Source organism: Rhodopila sp., from assembly GCF_965276935.1.
In the GTDB taxonomy this organism is placed as follows: Bacteria; Pseudomonadota; Alphaproteobacteria; order Acetobacterales; family Acetobacteraceae; genus Rhodopila.
In genome coordinates, this window is record NZ_CBDIBS010000002.1 from 443,946 (window position 1) to 465,322 (window position 21,377).

Below are 21,377 nucleotides of genomic sequence, written 5' to 3' on the forward strand. Positions count from 1 at the left end.
GGAGCATGAGCAGGCTCTTGGCCTCTAAGGCTCGGGCCGTCTATAAGTGCTGCATTACGCATGAAGCTTTCCCTGTGTTTTCAAGGGCAAACATGGTGTCGACCGAAGCAGTTATCTCCTAACGAGTCCTAAGCTCGTCCTGTCCCATTATGCACAATGCGTCTTCCAGTGAATGGGTGGCGTCCTTAAGCCCAATATCCAGAATCTCACAACTTCGGGTATTCCGAAAGGTATAATTGCAACGGGACCGAGCCAAACCTTGTTATGACTCGTGCTATGCTCTTTTCAATTAATCCCAATTATCTTCCCCAATGCTTTTGCAGGAGAAGCGCCACAACAAATACCGTTGCGGTTGGACTGTTTCGGATTGCTGCCCAATCGACAAAAGCCTGGCGAGCGGTCTGGACACGACTGAGGACATCTAACCGGTTCCACTGTTTGTCAAGGTTGTAGTCTGCCTCGTTGCGAGCTTCCTGAAGATCGATTAGCGCCTGAATGACGCCAAACAGGGGAGGGTCAAGCGGCAGCGTAATTAGTTTCCGCGTGGCCGGCGGAGGTTGTCCAGGTTGGCTGTTCCTGACAGCGGCTCTATGACCGTCAGCAAAGCTTTTGCAGACGTCTCGCATCGCTCCGTGGTTAAAGGCACGCTGAATCAGCAGGCTGAGGCCGGCCGGTTTTGCGGGTGAAAGCCGTTTCGCGCCGTCCGCCACCAATAGATGGAACAGCGCATAATAGGCCGCCGATACGGCTCGGCGAAGACTGGCCTGCTTCGGTTTCTTGGTTTCACGCGTCGCCAAATGTAAAGCCTGATCAAGCAGATCGTGATGGAGGGTCACTCGGTTACTCGGTCACGATCTCGACGTAGGGCCATCGGTCGGTATCGCTGCGGAGGATTTCCGCCCGCACTTCACCGGCAATCCTTTGAAGGTCCGCAATTTTTTCCTTTGAAGGTTTGAGATCGTCGTCGGCAATCAAGGAAATCCACACGGCGGACGCTCCCTCAGAATCCTCGCCGAAGCGGAATTCCACCCGTCGAACGCCGGTTGGCAGACGGCCAATTCTTCGGACGATATCGTGGAAAAGCCGAGCCTCTGTTCCGGTCGCGGCACCCATCGGGATCTGCTCATCAGGTCGTACGTTCAAGGTATCACCCATATACCACTTTAGCTGATTGGTTGCCCAAGCGAAACCCGTCTTTGGATTGTCCTCGGGTGACCACGTCATGACCTTGATAAAGGATGTCTGGAATAAAGGATGTCTGGCGCCGGCGATCCAGGCCACTGCCATCACCATTCGTATAACTGACAACAACGGCAAAGCCAGCCTTCGGCGCTTAGGGTGACGAGACGCAAGCCACGCACTATAAAAAAGCGCCGCACTGCCTGACCCCAACCGAGGAAGCCCCGTCACAATGATCACCGTCCATCATCTGAACGACTCGCGGTCGCAGCGCATCCTGTGGCTGCTGGAGGAACTGGCGATCCCCTACGAGATCAAGCGTTACCAGCGCAATCCACAGACCCGTTTCGCGCCGCCCGAACTCAAGGCCGTCCACCCGCTCGGCAAGTCGCCGGTGATCATTGATGATGGCCGGACGATCATCGAGTCTGGCGCAATCATCGACTATATCATTCGCCGCCACGGCGGCGGCCGGCTGCAGCCCGACCCGGCGACCCCTGCTTATGACGACTACATGCAGTGGCTGCATTTCGCCGAAGGGTCCGCCATGCTGCCGCTGCTGCTGAAACTTTACGTCTCCCGCCTCGGCCCGGCCGGCGCCCCGCTTGGCCCGCGCATCGAGGGCGAGATCGCCAGCCATCTGGGTTACATCAATGCCGCCCTCGACGGTCGCGACTATCTGCTGGGCTCCGAACTGACCGGAGCGGACATCCAAATGAGCTTCGTGGGAGAATTCGCCGGCGCGAACACCGATCGGAGCGCCTATCCCGAGCTGGACGCCTGGGTGCGGCGCTTCCAGGCCCGCCCAGCCTATCAGGCGGCGCTTTCCCGTGGCGGTGCCTATAGCTTCGCGGCCTGATCCGACTGGAAAGGCGATCAGGGCTTGAGAGGCGATCAGGGCCTGAGAGGCGATCAGGGCCTGGGACAAGCAAGATTGGCGACCCGACATCGGTGGCGGTCGGTCAGACGTTTACCGGTCGGTGTCATCACCTCGATGCTTCCTATTCCGGCTGTCAGCGATCCCAGGGCGGCGTCTCTCCGAAATGTTCAGCCAGGAACTCGATCATGACCCGGGACTTGAGCGGCAACCTGCGGTCAGGACGGAACACCGCGTGCACCTGGCCACTTTCCGTCGGTGGGTGGTCGAGCGGCAAGGCAATCAGCCGGCCAGCGCGCAGGTCGTCCGCCACCAGGAAAGTCGGCTGGTAGATCACGCCAAGGCCGGCCAGCGCCGCCAGGCGAAGCGCGTCACCATTGTTGGCGCGAAGGCTCCCGGAGACGGCCGCAATGACCGAGGCATCCGGATCAAACCCCCATTGGCCATATCCCAACCGATCGGACAGTGTGTAGCCAAGACAATTATGGCGTGCGAGGTCGGCAAGGGTGCGTGGTGTGTTGCATGCGGCCAGGTAAGCAGGCGACGCGCAGACCACGGTGCGACAGGGAGCGAGGCGCCGGGCGATCAGGCTGGAGTCGCGCAATACTCCGATCCGGATCGCCAGGTCCCAGCCTTCCTCGACCAGATCGACCACACGGTCATTCAGCCCGAGTTCGAGTTCGACCAGCGGATACCGCCTGGTGAACTGGTCCAGCAGCGGTGCGATCTGGAACGTGCCGAACGACACCGGCACGTTCATGCGCAACTCCCCGCGCGGTTCAGCCTGGCCGGCGCCAGCCGCCGCCTCCGCTTCCTCGATCTCGGCCAGAATTCGCTGGCAGGCTTCAAGGTAGCCACGGCCGGCTTCTGTGAGGGTCAGCCGGCGGGTGGAACGGTGCAGCAGCCGCACGCCGAGCCGTGTCTCGATGGCCTCGATGTGCTTGGTGACCATGGTCTGTGACAGGTTGAGCGCGCGGCCGGTGGCGGCCAAGCTGCCCGCGGCGGCGGTGCGGACGAAGATGCGCATCCCGGTGACCTGGTCAAGCAAGCGGATTTCCAACTGACAGAGTGAAGTGGTCCGTCAACTCGGCAGATTATCCGTGGGCTGTAAAGTGCAATATACCGCCTGACAGAACGAGATGACCGATGATCAATGGGAGTTTCATCATGGCTGAAAATACGATTGACCTCGCTCGCCGGGCTGAGTTCCGTCCGATCGCGGCCGGCACCCGCATTGGACATGTGCATCTGAAGGTGTCGGACCTTGAACGGTCCCTTGCCTTCTACGTCGGCATCCTGGGGTTTAGCGTGACGCAACGTCATGGCGATCAGGCGGCGTTCATCTCGGCCGGCGGCTACCACCACCACATCGGGTTGAACACCTGGGAAAGCCGGAATGGAGACGCACCGCCACCTGGCGCGACCGGGCTGTTTCACCTGGCGATCCTCTATCCGTCGAGAGCCGATCTGGCCGAGGCGCTGCATCGCCTCATGACAGCCGGCATACCGCTTGACGGGGCATCGGACCATGGCGTGAGCGAAGCGCTCTATCTCTCTGATCCGGATCGGAACGGCGTTGAACTTTACTGGGACCGTCCAGCCGAGGAATGGCCCCGCACGGCGGAGGGATCGCTGTTGATGTTCACGCGGCGTCTTGATCTGCACACTCTGCTTAAAGAACGTTCGGCCGCCTGATGCAGGGTGCGCTCGCGTGTCGGCCGATCCGGTGAAATCGGCAACCTAGTCCACCAGTCAACGGAGAACAGTCTAATGCCCAGAATCCTGGTTCTATATTACTCGACATATGGTCACATCGAGCAGATGGCCGCCGCGGTCGCCGCGGGGGCCCGTGAGACGGGTGCCACGGTGGATGTCAAGCGCGTGCCGGAAACCGCGCCGGAGGACGTGGCGCGGGCGGGTCACTTCAAGCTCGACCAGGCGGCGCCGGTCGCGACGGTGGCCGATCTCGAGGCCTACGATGCGATCATCGTCGGCACCCCGACGCGCTACGGTCGCATGTCGTCACAGATGGCGAGTTTCCTCGACCAGACCGGCGGCTTGTGGATGCGCGGCGCCCTGAACGGCAAGGTCGGTGCCGCTTTCACCTCAACCGCGAGCCAGCACGGCGGCCAGGAAACGACGCTGTTCTCCGTCATCACCAACCTGCTGCATCTTGGCCTGGTGGTTGTTGGGCTGCCCTATAGCTTCCAGGGACAGCTGAAGCTGGATGAAGTAACCGGCGGCAGTCCCTATGGCGCGACCACCATCGCCGCCGGCGACGGCTCGCGCCAACCGACAGAGAACGAACTGGCCGGTGCGCGTTTCCAGGGCCGGCATGTCGCGGCGATCGCGAGCAAGCTGTTCGACTGAGCACGAGCCCGCGGACCTCGCATGGCACCGGCCGCCAGAGCGTTTCCGTCCGCCCTGCTCACGGACCCACTCTAGCCCTTTGTTTGGTCGCGTGATTCACCGTTTCGGTGATGCCACCTGCTTGGATCACGCTTGTCTTATGACTTGCCCCAGGTTTTGCGGAACAATGGTTCACCAGCGGCGGGTTGCAACCCGCCGCTGGTGAAGCGGGATGGATCGAGATCACGCCGGTCGGGTAGGACCGAGTTAGAGTGGGATCGCCCGCTTCTTTTCCACAAGGCCCGAACGGATACCTGGGTGTTGCACGCCCCGGATGACAAGCATGGGACAGGAAAAGATGAGCCACGCCATAGCACCAACCGCGGATCACGTCACCCTCGGCATCGATGTCGCGAAAGACAGCCTCGAGGTCCACCTCCACCCGCAGGGCCTCGCCCAGCGGTTCACCAATGATCGCCAAGGCCACGCCAGGCTGATCGCCTGGATCACCCCCTACCAGCCAACCCGCATCGTCTTCGAGGCCACCGACGCCTACCACCGCGCCCTCGAAATGGCGCTGGGCCGCGCCGCGCTGCCCGCCGTCAAAGTCAACCCGCTGCAGGCCCGCCGCTTCGCCGAGGCCACCGGCAAACGGGTCAAGACCGATCCCGTCGATGCCGCCATGCTGGCCCGCTTCGGCGCCCTCCTGCAGCCCGACATCCCCCCCGCCCGGGATCCAACCGTTGATCAGCTGGCCGAACTGCTGGCCGCACGGCGGGCCTTGGTGAAGGACCGCACCGCAGCACTCAACCGCGCCAAGACCCTCACGCTGCCCTGCTCAAGCGCCAAAGCCAGCAACACCTCAAGCAAATCGACACCCAGATCCAGGCCATCGATCGCCAGCGGACAACCATTCTGGCCGCCCATGACAGGCTCAAGGCCCGCTTCGACATCCTTGTCAGCATCCCTGGCCTGGGCGCCGCCACCGGCCTCGCCTTGCTTATCGACATGCCAGAACTCGGCTCGATGGACGCCAAGCAGGCCGCCAGCCTCGCTGGCCTGGCGCCGGTCACCCGACAATCCGGCACCTGGCAAGGCAAAAGCTTCATCCAGGGCGGCCGCGCCAACCTCCGGCAGGCGATCGACATGCCCGCCCTAGTCGCCATCCGCTTCAATCCGCCGCTCAAGGCCAAATACCAGGCGCTGCGCCAGGCCGGCAAACCCGCCAAGCTCGCCATCGTCGCGATCATGCGCAAACTCATCATCATCGCCAACGCGCTGCTGCGGGATCATCGCAGATGGACGCCAGACGTCGCTTGACCAAGACGCATACTCTAGACTGAACTTTACCGTCTTTTCGACGTAAGTCATTGATCCGACTCCGGACCCCACCTGCTTGCTGTCTACGCTGCCGTCAATTCGACCCCCAACAGACTGAGTGCGCGGCGCTGTATCGGCGTTGCGGTGGTCTGAACGGTAAGCATCTTCTGCCCTGCGAAGCAGACGGTGTTTCGGGCCAATGTTGCCAGATCGCCCAGCAGGGTGCGGAAGCTGTGCACCGGCTGGAGCTCGCCGCTAGCGTCCACCACGCGCTGCGTCGAGGCCTTGCGATAAGCCGCCTTGGAGACCTTGGCCTTGGCCACTGGCGACGTCCGCTCTGCTTCGGCCGACGCGCGGTCATGATCGTCGAACAACATCGGCGCCAGCGGCTGGCGCATATGCCACTCCAGGTAATACGCCAGCATGCACAGCAGGACATGCGCGCGTACCCGCGGCGCGGTCCAATGGAACACCGGCCGCAGGTCCAGATCGACGCTCTTGAGGCAGCGGAACGCGCGCTCTACCTGGGCCAAGGCTTTGTAGGCCCGCACGGTCCCGGCGGTATCGATCTGCTTGGCGGGGAGGTTGGTGCGCAGCACGTAAAAGCCATCGAACCTGGCTTCATCGGCGATCGCTTCGGCCTTGCGCGTGAAGTCAAATGCGGCGTCGGTGATGGTCAACGCGAAATGCTTGGCCATCTTGCGTTTGCCCAGGAGAGCGCCGACCGCGCGGCCGATGTCCCCAGCCCCGCGCAGAGGGTTCTTCGCGCGCGTCACCCGGGCCTGGATCTTGCTCAGGTCGGCCTCGGTCAGCGCCAGTAACGCGTCACGCTTGCGTTGGCGTTCCGCCGCCAGCAGCGGGTTCTGGCACACCACCAGCCGTTCGTCGGGATAATCCGGGCTGCTGATCTCAGCCATATCGCGGGTGTCGAACAGGGAGAATTGCAGCTGTCCGCCTTCCGCCAGTTGCCGGATCGCCGGGGCACGCAGCGCGGTGATCCAGTCTAGGCCGGCGGGGCGGAGGGCTTGTTCGATCCGTGCGGCGGTGAGCATGCCGCGGTCGCCGACCATCACCACGTGGCGCAGCCGCAAGCGCTGCTTCAGCTTGCTGATCTGCGCCGCGACGGTGGCCGGGTCGGCGGTGTTTCCCTCGAACACCTCGACCGCCACGGGGCAACCATCCGCGGCACACAGCAGGCCGATCACCAGTTGCGGCCGATCGCCACGGCTGTCGCGGCTGTAACCGTGGTGGGCCAGCGGACAGCAGCGGCCCTCGAGGTAGGTGGAGGTGACGTCGTAGAGCACCAGCGCGCCGTTCTTCAGATGGCGGCGGGCGAGTTGGTTTTCGATGAAGGCCTGCTCGCTGCCGAGCCAGTCGAGGGTGGTGTAGATTTCGCCGGCGGTAACGCAGCCAAGGCCGAGGCTTTCACCCAGCGAGTGGCTGGCGGTGGCGCTGTCGAGCATGCGCGCTGTCGCCAGCTTCGCCGCCGGGTCGAGCAGTCTGGCGACGATCAGCGCCAGCGCCAGGTCACGGCGGCGCGGCGGGGCGCGGCGCGGCAGCAGATCGTCGAGGCCGATGCGCCGTGCCACGCTCAGCGCCGCAAGCACGTGGCCATGCGGCAGCGAGCGGCGGATCTCGAAGCCGTTGTCACCAACCGGGGCGAGCGGGTCGCCACGCAGGGCAGCACGCAGAGTCTCGATGCGCTCGACCGGCAGCTTGGAGAGGTTGGCCAGCGTGCGGTTCTTGACCTTGCCGTCCTCGCGATAGGTTTGGCGCAGGAGGAAGGACGGTTTGGCGTTACGGTTTGGGACCTTGGCGATGTGCATGAGGCATGGAATCAAACCGGTTCGGCCTGTGTCAAGGAGAAATTCGCCAAATGCTTGACTACGTTCGTGGCACGTTTCCTTGGTAATCAACCGGATGGCTCAAAAACACAGCAAAGTTCGGTCTAGAGCCTATTTCGCGCCGCCTTCATCCCGGCCACCCACGGAAGTATGTTCACCAGGGTGGCCGGGTGGAGGTGCGTGCCGGTGCCAGGTCAGCGTGAGCGGGAATGGTCCAGCTCAATGCCGAATCGCCATGACGATCCGATTGGTGTTCGTGCCGGCGCGGTTGTTGCCGACGCCCCAGCAGTTCGCGGTCTTGGTGAATTCCTGCTGGTTCACCATCACGCCCAGCACGTCGAACGGCAGCCCCTCGATCGCCATGACGACGTGGCGTTCCAGCAGGATGGTGCCGCCGCGTACCTCGCCGACCTCGAAGGCGACAAACCCGCCTGGACGGACCACGCGGGCGAATTCCTGGAAGGCGCGGCGGACGAACGCCTGCCAGGCCGCGATGCCGGCGTGGCGGTCGATGCCGACCCGCGCCGGATCGATGCCGGCGAACCAGCAGCGCAACCAGTTGTCGCCCTGATAATCCACGACGTTGAGGAATGGCGGCGAGGTTATCAGCAGATCGACTGACGCATCGGCCAGCGCCGGGGTGCGCTCCGCCGGCCCGGTCATCAGCACCGCCGGCGGATGCGGATCCGGCGGCCCGTCGGCGAGCAGGGCCACGGTCTTCTTTAGAATGATCGCCGGCACATCCCGACGCGGCGGTGTCTGATCCCGCTTCTCGTTGATCTTGCGCTGCGACGCGGCGGAGACGGCCTGGTTCGGCGGCAGGGTGTAGACCGAGAAGAAGCCCGGCGAATGGCCGGTCAGACGGTTGATCGCGACCATCCTGATCCAGGCATCGACGCGGTCCAGCGGGTCCGCATGCTGCAGCAGCCAGAGACGCAGGGCGGTGATCTGGCGCAGCGTTTCCGGATGATAGAACGCGAGCAGGTCCGCCTGGATCGGGTCGGTCGTCGTCCGGGAAAAGTCGATGCCGGCAAGCCGCTCGCGCACCGCGGCAAGGGCTGGCGGCTCGAGCCGCGGTGCGCACAGCATCGCACTCAATGGATTGATGTCGTTGGCGGCTGGCGCACGCCGCATCAGCGCGGCCTGAAGTGCGGTCGTGCCGCGGCCGGAGAACGGATCGTAGACGCGAGCGCCGGGTGCCGTCAGATGTTCGATAAAGAAGCCGGGAAGCTGCGGCTTGAAGCAGGCGCGGTAGCTGACGTCGTGCAGGCTGTGGCCACGCCGTTGACCGGCGGTCCAGAATGCGTTGACGAAGTAGCGCAATCCGGCGGTCTCGAATTCATCGGTGGGCGCGCCGCTGAGGGTAAAGCGGCGCAGCATATCGACAAAAGCACACAATGGCGTCGGGTTGGGCGTGAACAGGCCAAGCTGACCGGGATGGGCGGTCAGCGCGGGCCTCATGCGTGCAGCCGCACCGGTGCAAGCCGCTTCAGCGTTGGCGGCTTCAGCGTTGGCGGCTTCAGCGCAGAAATGGGTTGGCTGCCTTTTCGGTGCCGATCGAGGAGCCTGGGCCGTGGCCACACAGAAACGAAAAATCATCGCCCAGCGGCAGCAGCTTGGTCTTGATGGCGGCGATCAGGGCGGCATGGTCACCGTAAGGAAAATCGGTGCGGCCGACCGAGCTTTGGAACAGCACATCGCCCACCAGCGCGAACCGCGCGGCGTGATTGACAAAGACCAGATGGCCGGGCGTGTGGCCGGGGCAATGCAGCACCTCGAAGCGATGCGGGCCGAGCATCAGGGCGTCGCCCTCGGCCATCCAACGATCCGGGGTGACGTTGCGCGCCTCGAAACCATAGCTCGCCGCCTGCTCCGCGAGGCTATCCAGCAGGAACTTGTCGCGCAGGTCCGGCCCCTCGATCGGGATGACGGTTGCTGAACGTGCCTGCAAGGCGTCGCGCAGGGCAACCGCACCACCAGCGTGGTCGAGGTGGCCGTGCGTCAGCACGATCCGCTCAATCTGGACGCCAGTCTGGTCGATCGCTTCAAGGATGCGATCGACGTCGCCGCCGGGATCGACAACCATGCCGGTCTTGGTCGCGTCGTCCCACAGGATGGCACAGTTCTGCTGGAACGGCGTCACCGGGACAATCGTGCCACGCAACCTGGGTGCGGCCTGATCCACCATATCAGTGCAGCTTCGGCGACTTGAGGAAGCTGGTGCGGTCGGCGGAGCGCAGCGAAATGCGCTTGGGCGAACCATCCCGTTCGATCCGAAGCCGCACCTCGGCGCCGGCGCTGCCGGACGACCATACGCGGCGCCAGAGGCCGGCAAGATCGGGAATTTCCTCGTCGTTCACCGTCAGGATCTTGTCGCCGGCGCGCAACCCGGCCTGTTCCGCCGGGCCATTGTCGGCCAGGCCACCGACGACCAGTGTTTCGTCGGACTCGGTGGCATACAGTCCCAGCCACGGGCGCGCGGGACGGTTGACTTTGCCGTAGCTGAGAAGGTCTTGCATGATCGGCCCGAGCAGGCCGATCGGCACCACCATGTTCATATCGAGCCGCCGCCCCTTGCCGTCGCCCTGCTGCAGGATCAGGGAACCGATGCCCATCAGCTTGCCGTCGCTGCCGATCAGTCCGCAGCCGCCCCAGAACGGGTGAGCCGGGGCGGTAAACAGCGCGTCATCCAGCACGTATTCCCAATAGCCGGCGAACTCCTGCCGGCCGACGATGCGCGTTTCGATCGCATGGTGGCGACCGCCGCCGGCGGCGAACACCGCCTGATCCCCGACCTTCAGACGGTCGGAGTCGCCCAGTTCCAGAACAGGGGCGTTCAGCTTGCCCAGCGCCTGCACCAGGCCAAACCCGCTTTCCTGGTCATAGGCCAGGGCATGGCCCGGAACGGCCTGCCCGTCGGCGGAGGTAATCCAGATCGTCTCGGCTTCCGTGATCAGGTAGCCGATCGTCGCGATCAGGCCGGTATCCTTGATCACCACGCCGCTGCCGGCGCGCTCCGTTCCCAATGTGTTCGCGGTGAACGCATCCGCTGGAACATAGGTCTTCAGGCTGACCACAGCCTTCAGCGCCCGTTCGAGGTCGAACGTGTAGTCGCTGGGATCGGGCTGCAGATTGGGCGGAATCTCCCAGTCTTCTTTTTTCATGCCTCGCCGTCTTCCCTGGTTCGGGCGTCCCTTCGGTGGCGTATCGCTCATGGTCTGTCTATATCGGCCCTTTCCGCGCCATCGACAATGTTGGTTGGCCCGTGTGAAACATATTCAACCCCCCGCCGCCTGGCGGTTCGCCGCGAGTTCGTCCGGCGAGAGCTGAAAACCAGATATGATGTTGTAGGCCGCACCATTCACGTTCTGGCTAACCGGCAATCCCATGTCGATCGGCTGGCTGGTCAGTGTCAGCCGATCGACGTTGGGCGGGAAGACGACGTGAACCGGAAACATCTGCTTGTCGCGCACGTCGTTGCCCTCGGCGACCGCGACGAAGACCGGCACGTCGGCCTGCCGCCCGCGCATCGCCGGCCCACGCTGCACGGAGATGGAGACCTGCACCGACGCATCCAGTATGGTTTTTGAATCCGTTGGCTGGCAGGTGCCATTTACCTTGACCACACGCGCCTGCAGGATCAGATCGGTCAGGTCATGACCGCCGCCGGCACCGGCGGTGGCATAGCGGGTAAGGTCCGCCAGCGCCGGCACCAGTTGAGCGACGGGACAAGCGGGTGCGAACTGGTTGCGGCCAAGGCCGCAGCCGAACAAGGCAAGCAACAGCGCCGGAAGGCACAGGCGCGACAGGCTACGCAGACGACGGCGCATTAAAAACTCCGTAATACCGGACGACCCGCCGGTATGGTCCCCCGGGCACGTTCCATTGTGCAATCCCGCGGCGGGATGGGCAATGATGGGTGTCGCCGAAGGAAGCGAGGCGGCGACGTTGGCGCGGGGGTGGTTAGCCTGGCCCGAGGCGGCACGAAGGTGGGGTGCGGCACCGGCGAGGCGATCAAGAAGGCACGGGTTTCGCATGAAAGCGCGATTGGTTTAGGTTGACCTACGAATCGCGCTTTAACACATTGTTTGATCGCGTGACTCACGCCTTCTGACTAAGTCAGCCTCAGGCGATCACGCTGTAAGATCCATGGATTGGCATTGTGAACATCCTCTCGATCCAGTCCTGGGTCTGCTACGGCCATGTCGGCAATGCCAGCGCGGTCTTCCCGCTGCAGCGCCTCGGCGCCGAGGTGTGGTCGATCAATACCGTGCAGTTCTCCAACCACACCGGCTATGGCGCCTGGGCGGGGCAGGTGTATTCCGGCCAGTCAGTGCGCGAGCTGGTGGAGGGGATCGCCGCGCGTGACGCGTTCCGCCATTGCGACGCCGTGTTGTCCGGCTATGTCGGCGACGCCGGTATCGGCGACGCCATCCTGCATGCCGTGGCGCTCGCGCGACGGGCGAACCCAGCCGCGCTGTACTGCTGCGATCCGGTAATCGGCGATACCGACACGGGCGTCTATGTCCGTCCCGGCATCGAGACACTGCTGCACGACAGCGTCTTGCCCGCGGCCGATATCGCCACACCAAACAGGTTTGAGCTGGAACGGCTGACAGGCATCGACTGCGGGTCCTTGAGCGGCGCCAAGCATGCCATTCAGCGGTTGCGCGCGCTGCTCCGTTCGGCGGGGCCAGGCTGCATCCTGCTGACAAGCCTGGAGACGGACAGCACCCCGGCCGACGCGATCGACATGCTGAGCTTCGAGGGCGGCGTGTTCCACCTGCTCCGCACCCCGCGCCTGCCGGTGTCGGTCAATGGTGCCGGCGACGCCATTGCCGCGCTGTTCCTGTTCCACCGGCTGCGCACCGGCAGCGCCGCGGCGGCGATGGCGGCGGCGGGATCGTCCATCCATGGCCTGCTGCGCCGCACCGCCGAGGCGGGATCGCGGGAGATCCTGACGGTCGCGGCGCAGGACGAGTTCGTCACGCCAAGCAGGGTGTTCAGGGCGGTGGCGGTCTAGCGGCTGCGGGCGGTCGGAAGGCCAGGGCAGAACCCTGGGCTAGCTTCCTCCCGCGACCTCAGAAGCCATCACCGATCCGGCGCCGGCTTCGACTTCGCCGCCTCTCGCTGGCGCGCCTGAGCCTTTCGCTTCAGCAGGTTTTCCCGAAGCGCGGCGGCCTCACGCGCGGTTCGGTCCGGCTTTGGTTGTGGCTTGATGGGCCTTGCCGGCGGCTCGGTCACGATTTTTTCGGCAGTTTGCGCATCATGGCCTGGCGCCGGCAGAGTGCCACCATCTCGTCGCGCTGGTTCCAGCCGGTGTGCTCGAACTCGATGATGCCGACATCGGGGCGAGACTTGCTTTCGCGCATTGTCAGGACCTTCGACTTCGCCCGTAGCGTGTCGCCATGGAACACCGGCTTGGGGAACTTGGTTTCCGAGAATCCCAGATTGCCCACCGTGGTGCCGAGCGTCGTGTCGTTGACGCTGATGCCAATGATCAGGCCCAGCGTGAAGATCGAGTTCACCAGGCGCTGACCGAATTCCGTGCCGGCGGAGAAATGCGCGTCGAGATGCAGCGGCTGGACGTTCATCGTCAGGGCGCTGAACAGCGTGTTGTCCATTTCGGTCACTGTGCGGGTCCAGGGATGCTCGAATGCCTGCCCGACCGAGAACTGCTCATAGTAAAGGCCGGCCATGGGCATGCTCCTTTAACACCTGGCGGACTGAAACCGATTCTCCGTGCCATGCCAAGAGGCGGATCCGCTTTGCCGTTCTCCTATCAGAATAAGCTACTCCTCTCGATAACGTGAACTCAAAATCGTTTGATACGCGTGCCGTATGACTTGCACCGGTTTGCCTCCATCGCAATCTGCAACGGTGGTAAACCTATTCGAGGACACGCTTATGGGAACAAAGGCACGCTTGGCGTTGACAATTGCCGCTCTGATGGCCGCCGCGCCGCTGCTGACCGCCTGCTACACGACGCAGGGAGCCGGTGAGGATCTATCGGCGGCGGGCAAGGGCATCAGCAACACCGCCGATCATGCGACCGGCTACAAGCCGTAATTGATTCAGGAGACGCACGTTATGGACAAGAATCGGATTGACGGGGCCGCGCACCAGGCAAAAGGCGCGGTGAAGGAAGCCGCCGGCAAGGTTTCCGGAGACGCGAAGCTTGAAGCCGACGGCCAGGCCGAAAAGGCGGCTGGCAAGGTCCAGAATGCCGTGGGCGGCATGAAGGACGCGGCGCGCGACGCGCTCAAACCCTAGGAAAGCGTCGTCGTGCCGACGATCCTGCTTATCATCCTGATCGTGCTGCTGCTGGGCGCGCTGCCCATTTGGCCCTATAGCAGCGGCTGAGGATACTACCCAAGCGGTGGACTAGGACTCGTCGCGTTGGTCATCATCGTCCTGCTGGTGACGGGTTGAATATAACGTAGTGTTCAACGCAGGCCGCCGTGCCACGCCGTGAACCAATCACCGGTGAACGCGGCGGCTTTCGTTGCTTTGTCAGGATTTCAGCCAGACGCCCGGGCGAGGTCCCTGGATCGTCACTTGCCGCGTCTCACGCACGCCCGGCAGCCCAGGCGCCGTCGATCGGCAGCGCGGACCCGTTGATATCCTCGCCATACGGACCGCACAGGAAGGCAATCAGGCCGGCAACATTGTCATCCTTGACGAAACGGCGGGACGGCTGGCGGACCGCCAGGAAGCTTTCCTCGACCGCCTCGAACGTCGTGCCGTCGCGCTGCATCTCCTGGCGCAGACGCCGATCAATCGCTGGCGTCAGCACGGTGCCGGGACAGACCGCGTTGCAGGTAATGCCGCTGCGCGCGACCTCCAGCGCCACCGCCCGCGTAAGCCCGATCAGCGCCGTCTTGGTGGTGATGTAGTCGACGCGGTCGACCGTCGCGAATAGGCCGTAAATCGACGCCATGTTCACGATGCGCCCCCAGCCTTTCGCCTTCATTCCAGGCAGCGCGAGCCGGATGGCATGGAACGGCGCCGACAGATTGACGGCCAGCGCCTCGTCCCAGTGGTCCGGCGCGAACCTCTCGACCGCACCAAAGTAGCGGACCACGGCGTTGTTCACCAGGATATCCAGGCCGCCGTGCGCAGCCTGCGTCGTCTCGATCAGATCGCCGATCTGCGCCGGATGGCGCAGATCCGCGGGGTGGTAGCGGGCGTGCACGCCCAAAGCGCGGAGTTCAGCCAAGCGCGCCTCGATCGCCTCGGCCGTGCCGAAGCCGTTCAAGGTAATGTCGCAGCCGAGTTCGGCCAGCGCGCGGGCCGTGGCGAAGCCGATCCCGCCCAGTGACCCTGTCACCAGGGCGGATTTTCCTTCAGGCATTTCTGTTTCCTCCGTGCTGGTCTACAGCTTAGTGAGCATCCGCCACGTTGAAAGCCGGGTGAAGCGGCGGGATGACCGGCGGCAAGCAAAAGACGGAGGGGATCATGGGTCTGCTGGATGGCAAGGTCGGAATAGTCACGGGTGCGGCGTCCGGCATCGGCGCGGCCACCGCCCAGGTGCTGGCGCGGGAGGGCGCCAAGCTGGTGCTGACCGACCTCGACGATGCGGCCGGATCAGCGCTGGCCGATGCGATCGGCGCCGCGTACGTGCATCATGACGTCACCGATGAAGACCTTTGGCCATCCGTAATAGCGGCGGCCGAGACGCGTTTCGGACGCCTGGACATCATGGTGGCGAACGCCGGCATCGGCATCATGGGCAACGTGATCGACATGTCGCTGCGGGACTGGCGACGGCAGATGGCGATCAACGTCGATGGCGTTTTTCTTTCGGTCAAGTATTGTATTCCGGCGATGCGGCGGTCCGGCAACGGCGGCTCGATCGTGATGCTGTCATCCGTCGCCGGGCTGCGCGGATCGGCCGGCCTGGCCGGCTACAGCGCTACCAAGGGGGCGGTGCGGCTGTTCGCCAAGTCGATGGCGCTGGAATGCGCCCAGGCGGGCGACGGCATCCGGGTGAACTCGGTGCATCCCGGTATCATCGCCACGCCAATCTGGGGCAAGCTGCCGGTTGGTCAGAACCGGCCGATCGATCCCCATGCGGCGGCGGAAGCCTCGGTGCCGCTCGGCAAGGCCGGCGAGGCGGAGGAGGTCGCCAACGGCATCCTGTTCCTGGCATCGGACCTGTCGAGCCACATGACCGGCTCGGAACTGGTCATCGACGGTGGGCTGACCGCAGGCCGGATCGTTCGGCTGGGAGCATGAGCCTGCATCGGATTGTCAAGGCTGTGGCCCATCCCGATCACACCGTTACGATCACCTGGTCGGACGGCGTGCGCGGGGTGGTCGATTTCCTGCCGATTGAAGATCCCTAGAGCGTGATCGCCTGAGGCTGACCCAGTCAGAAGGCGTGAATCACGCGATCAGACAATGCGTTAAAGCGCGATTCGTGGGTCAACCTAAACCAATCGCGCCTTAACGCGCCACCGGAACCCCAGCCTCCGCCAATGCTTTCGCCTGCCGTTCCGCCAGCGCGGACTCGCTGAATTCGCCGATCAGGTCGTGGAACATCCGGCTCCAGTTCAACTCCGCCTTCAGTCGCAGGAAAACGCCGCCCAGACCGATCGCCGAACGATCCATCAGGACGAATTCGCGGGGCGGCATGACACCACCGGTGCGCTTCAATCCGGCATGCACCCGTTCGGCGACTTCCCGGCCATACATGGGGTCGTCGGTCTCCTGAATTCGCCGCACCCGATCCTCGACCAGCGGCTCGTACAAGAACCGCGCCCAGATGTTCAGCACGTCCATCTTCTCGCGCGACAGGTCGGCAAAGCCCCAGCTTTCATAGGCGGCATGCGCCTTGTCGTCGTCGTGGTCGCGAACCGCCTCGAACAAGTGGATCACGCCGCTGACGAAGTGCGCCGGAAACACCCGGATCGCGCCGAAATCCAGCAGGTTGACCGAGCCATCCGGGCGCACCTGGTAGTTGCCCAGATGCGGGTCGCCATGGATCACGCCGTAGCGGTAGAACGGCACGTACCAGGCTCGGAACAGGGCTTCCGCGATCTTGTTCCGCTCCTCCTGCGGCGCCTCTTCCGCCAGCCGCTGCATCAGCGGCCGCCCGTCCAGCCAGGTCATCGTCAGCAGGCGCTTGGAGCTGTACTCGGGCATCGGTACCGGCACGTGCACGCCGGGCCGGTCGTTCAACATCAGGCCATACAGACGCATCTGCGCGGCCTCGCGTTCGTAGTCCAGCTCCTCGCGCAGCCGTTCCTTCATTTCCTTGTAGATTTCATCCTGCTGGATGGCGTTGTCCATACGATGATAAACCGCCATCGCCAGCTTCAACTGCTTCAGATCGGCTTCGACCGTGCTCGCCATGCCGGGATACTGCAGCTTGCACGCCACGTCCGTGCCATCATGCAGACGGGCACGATGCACCTGCCCCAGACTGGCGGCGGCCGAGGCCTCCTGATCGAACGACGCGAACTTGGATTGCCAGTCCGGCCCAAGTTCGCTCGCCATCCGCCGGCGCACGAAGTTCCAGCCCATCGGCGGCGCGTTCGACTGAAGCTGCGCCAGCTCCGCCGCGTATTCCGCCGGCAGCGCATCGGGTACGGTCGACAGGAATTGCGCCACCTTCATCAGCGGCCCTTTCAGGCCGCCAAGGATAACCTTCAGATCCTCCGCATGCGCGGCGCGATCGGTCTTGATCCCAAACATCCGCGACCCGGCGACGCGGGCGGCAATGCCGCCGACTGCGCCGGAGGTGCGGGCAAACCGCCGCATTTCGCCAAAAATGTTGCTACCGGACATCGATTATAATCATGGGTTGTTTTCCGTTGGTAGAGCATCACAATAGATATTTGCCGCTCCGCCAACATTGCAACTAGCCGTTTTTCGCCTTGTTCTCCAACGCCTCGGTCAGCCGCTGCGGGTCAACCTCGACCTCGACCCCGGCGCGTTCGGTCTGCAACACCATCATCGCCCGGGAATCACGGTTGCCCCAGCCGCGGTTCAAGCCCTCCGACAGGTCCGCCAGGGCGAGGTTCGCCAGCCGCATCGGCACGTTCATCTCCCGCCCCAGGGCCGTTGCCAGTGAGACGTCCTTGTGTGCCAGACGCAGCGCAAACGCCGGCGGCTCGTACGTGTTCGGCAGGAACTGGTCGGTCAGCGAGTCGAACGCGCCACGCCGGCCGATGGCGCCCTGGCGAACGGCTTCCCAGATCGCCAGCGGCTCAATGCCGGCCTTGACGCCCATGCTGAACACCTCGGCCGCCGCCGCGGTGGCGATGTAGCCGTAGCAGTTGTGCACCAGCTTGGCGACCGAGCCGGCGCCGATCGGGCCAATATGCTTCGCCTGGTCGCCGATGGTATCCAGCACCGGCTTCCACCTGTCGAAAACATCCCGGTCGCCGCCGCACCAGATCGCCAGCTTGCCGCTGGCGGCTCCCTTGGGCCCGCCGCTGACCGGCGCATCGAACAGGAACGCGCCTTTCGCCGCGTAGTCGGCATGCGCCTTGCGCACCGTGCTCGGTGCGTTCGTCGTCAGGTCGAAATACGCCGTGCCTGGGCGGATCGTGGCAAGCAGGCCAGCCTTATCATACGATACCGCATCAAATTCAACCGGCCCCGGCAGGGAGGAGAAGATGATGTCGCAGGTCTCGGCCATCGCCGCCGGGCTGTCGGCCCAGACGGCGCCATTGCGGATATGCGATGCCGCGGCTTCACGCCGGACGTCGTGCACCAGAACCGTGTGACCGTCTTTCTGGATGCCTTTTTGCAAATTCGCGGCCATGCCGGCACCCATGGTGCCGAGGCCGATAAAGCCCGCCTTCATGGCTTTTGCCCTTTCCCCTATGGATTGGCCTCGAACACCTCGCGCGCGATGTTCGCGGCACTCATCGAAGCCGGCCAGCCGCCATAGAACGCGACATGCGTGATCATCTCGGAAAGCTCGGTCTTGGTCAGGCCATTGTCCAGGGCGCGCTGCAGGTGGCCGCGCAGTTGCTCCGGCCGATAGGTCGCGGTCAGCACCGCGCAGACGATCAGGCTGCGGTCGCGCTTGGACAGTTCAGGACGTTCCCAGATGTCGCCGAACAGCACCTCCTCGGTGACTTCGATCAGTTTGGGGACGGTATCGCGGACGCGGTCGCGCGATGCGGATGATGGGACTTGGGCCATGCGTTCCTCCTGTTGAATCGGCCCCATTGCACACCAACGCGCTTTCGCTGTCCAATCGCGCGGGGATTGGGGGAGCTTTGAAATGTCCAGCCAGGCAAAGGCAGCGATCGTCACGGGCAGCGCGTTGAACATCGGCCGCGCCATCGCCCTGCACCTGGCGCGCGACGGCTTCCGCATCCTGGTCACCGCGCGCCAGGCCGAACATGACGCCGGGGAAACCGCGAGACTGGTGCGCGACGCCGGCGGTGAAGCACAGGTGCACATGGCGGACATCGCCGACCCGGCACAGGCGCGCGGCCTGATCGAGGCGGCGGTCAGCCGCTTCGGCCGGCTGGACGTGCTGGTCAACAACGCCTCGGTGCGCCGGCAGACCCGGTTCGCCGAGATGACGCCGGAGGAATGGCGCGAGATCATGGGCGCCACCCTGGACGGCGCGTTCTACTGTGCCCACGCCGCCGCCCCGCATATCACTCACGCCGCCGGCGGGGCAATCGTCAACCTCGGCGGGATGTCGGCGCATGTCGGCGCCGTGGGGCGGGTGCACGCGGTGACGGCGAAGGCCGGCATGGTCGGGCTGACGCGGGCACTGGCCAAGGAACTCGCGGCGGCGAACATCACGGTGAACACTGTGGTGCCGGGTTCGATCGAGACCATCCGGGGTGCCGCGGCCGGCGGCAACCATGGCCGCTCCGCCTTGCCCGACAGCCTGTTCGGCCGCCGCGGACAGCCCGACGAGATCGCCGCGATGGTGCGGTTCCTGTGCTCGTCGGAGGCGCGTTACGTCACCGGCCAGACCATTCACGTGAACGGTGGCGCGTTCATGCCGTAGGACGGCGGACAGATCGTGGAATTTCCCTAAAGGGAGAAGATCGGGCCGCGTTTCCCATCAGACTTGCGGGCCAGGTCGCGATATCAAGCTTAGGCCGTTGGAGCCCACGGATTTAGCAGCCAGATGCCCGCCCGCTCGAAATCGGCGGTATTTCGCGTGACGACGCCAAGCCCATGCACCAGGGCGGTTGCCGCCAGCAAAACGTCCGGCTGAGCAAAGGTGTAGTTGGTTTTCTGGCCTTCCCACACCAGCCAGCGCCAGCGCAGCAGAACGCGCTCGTCCACCTCCAGGATTCGCTCGCCGAACCAGGGCAGCACGCCGTCCCGCACCCAGACTTCGAGTTCGGCGCGAAACGCCGGATCGGTCGCGCGCTCGATCCCAAAGCGGATTTCGGCGAGGTTCACCCGGCTGAGGTAGCAGGCCACGCGCGGCACGGCGTCCGCCCAGGCCCGCACCGGCGCGAAGCACCGGGACCCTTTTCGCAACTCCGACACCACGTTGGTATCGATCAGCCAGCCACGCGGAGTCGCCAGGGTCATCGCCTGAAGAAGATCACGGCTCGAAGATGGGGGCGTCGCGCACCGGCACGCGCTCGCGCACCAGCCCATCGTCGAAATCGTCCAGCCGTCCGAATGGGCCATCGGCGAAAAGGCTGGCCAGGCTGCTGGTCGCGGCCGGCGCCAGGCGCGCATAATCCGCCGCCGCCAGGATCACGACGGCGTCTCGCCCGCGCACGCTGACATGCTGAGGAACCCCGCTTTCCGCCAGTTTGACCACTTCACTGAACCTCGCTTTGGCGTCTTCCAGCTTCCAGGATGCCGCCTGATTGGACGTGACTGCATCGGCGGGTCGCTGAACCTGGGGTGGATGTACCGAAGACATCTTAATAAACTCTTACTGACCAGACTAGTCAGATAATTATTAATCAACAAGATTGCAACCTCCATCATACTTTAAGGCATCGTCGCCGTACTGCCGCCATCGACCACGATCTCCGTCGCCGTGATGAACCGTGCCTCGTCGGATGCCAGGAACAGCACGGCATGCGCCACATCCCACGCATCGCCCATGTGCCCCATCGGCACCGCCGCGTTGCGCGCGTCGATCAAGGCCTGGGTGTCATTCCCCGCCACTGTACGCGCCAGCCGGTGCTCCACCAGGGGCGTGTGCATCAGCCCCGGCACCACGGTGTTCACCCGGATGCCTTTCTTCGCGTAGGTTCCGGCAACCGAGCGTGAAAGCTGGATTACCCCGGCCTTCGACGCGCTGTACCCGACATGCGACCGTCCGCTCAAGAAATCGTTCCGCATCCCGGCAACCGAGGCGATGTTGACGATTGCGCCCCTGCCCTGCTCCAGCATCACCGGCAGCACATGCTTGCAGCCGAGGAAAGCGGTTTTCAGGTTGAAGTCGATCTGCCGGTCCCAGACCTCTTCGGTCATCGAGACCGGATCGCCTGGCGCCGAACCACCGACATTGTTGACCAGGACATCGATCCGCTTGAAGCGAGCAACACAGGCCTGCACCATCTCCCGCACCTCCGCCGCGACCATCATGTCGCAGCGATGGGTCGCGCAGACGCCGCCTGCTTTCTCGATGATCGCCTGGGTTTCGGCCATCGCCTCGGTATTGATGTCCAGCAGGAAGACCGAGGCCCCCTGACGCGCGAACAGGATCGCCGTCGCCTTGCCGTTGCCGAAGATCTTGCTGCCGGCCGCGCCGACCGACCCCGCGCCGGCGATGATCGCCACTTTACCCGTCATGCTGAGCATTGTTGTTTTCCTCCATGCCGATGCCGGTCAGATAAGCCGGCTTTCCG

General features: G+C 64.1%; 24 protein-coding genes and 2 pseudogenes. 10 read left to right on the forward strand and 16 right to left on the reverse strand.

Annotation, left to right across the window (positions count from 1 at the left end):
- Positions 1-299: 299 nt before the first annotated feature.
- Together ACQY4S_RS05040 and ACQY4S_RS05045 are read right to left on the reverse strand one after the other, a co-directional pair.
- Positions 300-836 carry a hypothetical protein gene (locus ACQY4S_RS05040; RefSeq protein ID WP_428484096.1) on the reverse strand — a complete coding sequence of 179 codons (537 nt, stop codon included), beginning with the start codon at positions 834-836 and terminating at the stop codon, positions 300-302.
- A 4-nt stretch (positions 837-840) separates the two neighbouring features.
- Positions 841-1,281 carry a hypothetical protein gene (locus tag ACQY4S_RS05045; protein ID WP_428484097.1) on the reverse strand — a complete coding sequence of 147 codons (441 nt, stop codon included), beginning with the start codon at positions 1,279-1,281 and terminating at the stop codon, positions 841-843.
- A gap of 130 nt (positions 1,282-1,411) precedes the next feature.
- On the opposite strand from ACQY4S_RS05045, the gene ACQY4S_RS05050 reads away from it, so the two are divergent.
- The gene (locus ACQY4S_RS05050; RefSeq protein ID WP_428484098.1) at positions 1,412-2,038 is read left to right on the forward strand and encodes a glutathione S-transferase family protein; all 627 of its coding nucleotides are present in this window, start codon (positions 1,412-1,414) and stop codon (positions 2,036-2,038) included.
- Positions 2,039-2,192: 154 nt separating this feature from the next.
- On the opposite strand, the gene ACQY4S_RS05055 is transcribed toward ACQY4S_RS05050, so the two are convergent.
- Positions 2,193-3,104 carry a LysR family transcriptional regulator gene (locus tag ACQY4S_RS05055; protein WP_428484099.1) on the reverse strand — a complete coding sequence of 304 codons (912 nt, stop codon included), beginning with the start codon at positions 3,102-3,104 and terminating at the stop codon, positions 2,193-2,195.
- 119 nt (positions 3,105-3,223) lie between these two features.
- Between ACQY4S_RS05055 and ACQY4S_RS05060 the strand changes: the two genes are divergently transcribed.
- The 3 genes and pseudogenes from ACQY4S_RS05060 to ACQY4S_RS05070 all read left to right on the forward strand — a co-directional run bounded on the left by ACQY4S_RS05060 (position 3,224) and on the right by ACQY4S_RS05070 (position 5,725).
- Positions 3,224-3,751, forward strand: coding sequence for a VOC family protein (locus ACQY4S_RS05060; RefSeq protein WP_428484100.1), 528 nt, complete (start codon positions 3,224-3,226; stop codon positions 3,749-3,751).
- A gap of 75 nt (positions 3,752-3,826) precedes the next feature.
- The gene (gene wrbA, locus ACQY4S_RS05065) at positions 3,827-4,426 is read left to right on the forward strand and encodes an NAD(P)H:quinone oxidoreductase (protein ID WP_428484101.1); all 600 of its coding nucleotides are present in this window, start codon (positions 3,827-3,829) and stop codon (positions 4,424-4,426) included.
- A gap of 337 nt (positions 4,427-4,763) precedes the next feature.
- Positions 4,764-5,725 (forward strand): annotated as a pseudogene (locus tag ACQY4S_RS05070) (IS110 family transposase).
- An 83-nt stretch (positions 5,726-5,808) separates the two neighbouring features.
- Here ACQY4S_RS05070 and ACQY4S_RS05075 read toward each other — a convergent pair.
- From ACQY4S_RS05075 to ACQY4S_RS05095, 5 genes are all read right to left on the reverse strand, one after another.
- Positions 5,809-7,551: an IS1634 family transposase gene (locus tag ACQY4S_RS05075; protein WP_428483124.1), complete on the reverse strand. Its 1,743-nt coding sequence runs from the start codon at positions 7,549-7,551 to the stop codon at positions 5,809-5,811.
- Between the two features lie 237 nt (positions 7,552-7,788).
- Positions 7,789-9,030 (reverse strand): site-specific DNA-methyltransferase, encoded by a 1,242-nt coding sequence (locus tag ACQY4S_RS05080; protein ID WP_428484102.1) that lies wholly within the window; start codon positions 9,028-9,030, stop codon positions 7,789-7,791.
- Positions 9,031-9,088: 58 nt separating this feature from the next.
- Positions 9,089-9,757 (reverse strand): MBL fold metallo-hydrolase, encoded by a 669-nt coding sequence (locus tag ACQY4S_RS05085; protein WP_428484103.1) that lies wholly within the window; start codon positions 9,755-9,757, stop codon positions 9,089-9,091.
- A gap of 1 nt (position 9,758) precedes the next feature.
- On the reverse strand, positions 9,759-10,733 hold the full coding sequence (locus ACQY4S_RS05090; protein ID WP_428484104.1) for a S1C family serine protease: 975 nt from the start codon (positions 10,731-10,733) through the stop codon (positions 9,759-9,761).
- 114 nt (positions 10,734-10,847) lie between these two features.
- Positions 10,848-11,399, reverse strand: a complete 552-nt coding sequence (locus ACQY4S_RS05095; protein WP_428484105.1) for a hypothetical protein — start codon at positions 11,397-11,399, stop codon at positions 10,848-10,850.
- Positions 11,400-11,731: 332 nt separating this feature from the next.
- On the opposite strand from ACQY4S_RS05095, the gene pdxY reads away from it, so the two are divergent.
- On the forward strand, positions 11,732-12,592 hold the full coding sequence (gene pdxY / locus ACQY4S_RS05100; RefSeq protein ID WP_428484106.1) for a pyridoxal kinase PdxY: 861 nt from the start codon (positions 11,732-11,734) through the stop codon (positions 12,590-12,592).
- A 217-nt stretch (positions 12,593-12,809) separates the two neighbouring features.
- Here the strand turns inward: pdxY and ACQY4S_RS05105 are convergent, their stop codons facing one another.
- The gene (locus ACQY4S_RS05105) at positions 12,810-13,268 is read right to left on the reverse strand and encodes a MaoC family dehydratase (protein ID WP_428484107.1); all 459 of its coding nucleotides are present in this window, start codon (positions 13,266-13,268) and stop codon (positions 12,810-12,812) included.
- A gap of 208 nt (positions 13,269-13,476) precedes the next feature.
- On the opposite strand from ACQY4S_RS05105, the gene ACQY4S_RS05110 reads away from it, so the two are divergent.
- The 3 genes and pseudogenes from ACQY4S_RS05110 to ACQY4S_RS05120 all read left to right on the forward strand — a co-directional run bounded on the left by ACQY4S_RS05110 (position 13,477) and on the right by ACQY4S_RS05120 (position 14,001).
- The gene (locus ACQY4S_RS05110) at positions 13,477-13,638 is read left to right on the forward strand and encodes an entericidin A/B family lipoprotein (RefSeq protein WP_428484108.1); all 162 of its coding nucleotides are present in this window, start codon (positions 13,477-13,479) and stop codon (positions 13,636-13,638) included.
- Between the two features lie 21 nt (positions 13,639-13,659).
- Positions 13,660-13,842, forward strand: coding sequence for a CsbD family protein (locus ACQY4S_RS05115; RefSeq protein WP_428484109.1), 183 nt, complete (start codon positions 13,660-13,662; stop codon positions 13,840-13,842).
- A gap of 12 nt (positions 13,843-13,854) precedes the next feature.
- Positions 13,855-14,001, forward strand: a pseudogene (locus ACQY4S_RS05120) (DUF3309 family protein).
- A gap of 136 nt (positions 14,002-14,137) precedes the next feature.
- Here the strand turns inward: ACQY4S_RS05120 and ACQY4S_RS05125 are convergent.
- Positions 14,138-14,923 carry an SDR family NAD(P)-dependent oxidoreductase gene (locus ACQY4S_RS05125; RefSeq protein WP_428484110.1) on the reverse strand — a complete coding sequence of 262 codons (786 nt, stop codon included), beginning with the start codon at positions 14,921-14,923 and terminating at the stop codon, positions 14,138-14,140.
- A gap of 104 nt (positions 14,924-15,027) precedes the next feature.
- On the opposite strand from ACQY4S_RS05125, the gene ACQY4S_RS05130 reads away from it, so the two are divergent.
- On the forward strand, positions 15,028-15,807 hold the full coding sequence (locus ACQY4S_RS05130; RefSeq protein WP_428484111.1) for a glucose 1-dehydrogenase: 780 nt from the start codon (positions 15,028-15,030) through the stop codon (positions 15,805-15,807).
- Positions 15,808-16,017: 210 nt separating this feature from the next.
- Here the strand turns inward: ACQY4S_RS05130 and ACQY4S_RS05135 are convergent, their stop codons facing one another.
- From ACQY4S_RS05135 to ACQY4S_RS05145, 3 genes are all read right to left on the reverse strand, one after another.
- Entirely contained in the window at positions 16,018-17,361 is a 1,344-nt protein-coding gene (locus ACQY4S_RS05135; RefSeq protein WP_428484112.1) for an ABC1 kinase family protein, read from the reverse strand.
- A gap of 73 nt (positions 17,362-17,434) precedes the next feature.
- Positions 17,435-18,385, reverse strand: coding sequence for an NAD(P)-dependent oxidoreductase (locus ACQY4S_RS05140; protein WP_428484113.1), 951 nt, complete (start codon positions 18,383-18,385; stop codon positions 17,435-17,437).
- A gap of 17 nt (positions 18,386-18,402) precedes the next feature.
- On the reverse strand, positions 18,403-18,729 hold the full coding sequence (locus ACQY4S_RS05145; RefSeq protein WP_428484114.1) for a carboxymuconolactone decarboxylase family protein: 327 nt from the start codon (positions 18,727-18,729) through the stop codon (positions 18,403-18,405).
- A gap of 82 nt (positions 18,730-18,811) precedes the next feature.
- On the opposite strand from ACQY4S_RS05145, the gene ACQY4S_RS05150 reads away from it, so the two are divergent.
- Entirely contained in the window at positions 18,812-19,558 is a 747-nt protein-coding gene (locus ACQY4S_RS05150; protein ID WP_428484115.1) for an SDR family NAD(P)-dependent oxidoreductase, read from the forward strand.
- An 89-nt stretch (positions 19,559-19,647) separates the two neighbouring features.
- Here the strand turns inward: ACQY4S_RS05150 and ACQY4S_RS05155 are convergent, their stop codons facing one another.
- From ACQY4S_RS05155 to ACQY4S_RS05165, 3 genes are all read right to left on the reverse strand, one after another.
- A complete protein-coding gene (locus ACQY4S_RS05155; RefSeq protein WP_428484116.1) occupies positions 19,648-20,097 on the reverse strand; it encodes a type II toxin-antitoxin system VapC family toxin in 450 nt (149 codons plus the stop codon).
- Positions 20,098-20,110: 13 nt separating this feature from the next.
- Complete coding sequence (locus tag ACQY4S_RS05160) at positions 20,111-20,440, reverse strand: type II toxin-antitoxin system prevent-host-death family antitoxin (RefSeq protein ID WP_428484117.1); 330 nt, start codon at positions 20,438-20,440, stop codon at positions 20,111-20,113.
- A gap of 71 nt (positions 20,441-20,511) precedes the next feature.
- Positions 20,512-21,330 carry an SDR family NAD(P)-dependent oxidoreductase gene (locus ACQY4S_RS05165; RefSeq protein WP_428484118.1) on the reverse strand — a complete coding sequence of 273 codons (819 nt, stop codon included), beginning with the start codon at positions 21,328-21,330 and terminating at the stop codon, positions 20,512-20,514.
- Positions 21,331-21,377 lie beyond the last annotated feature (47 nt).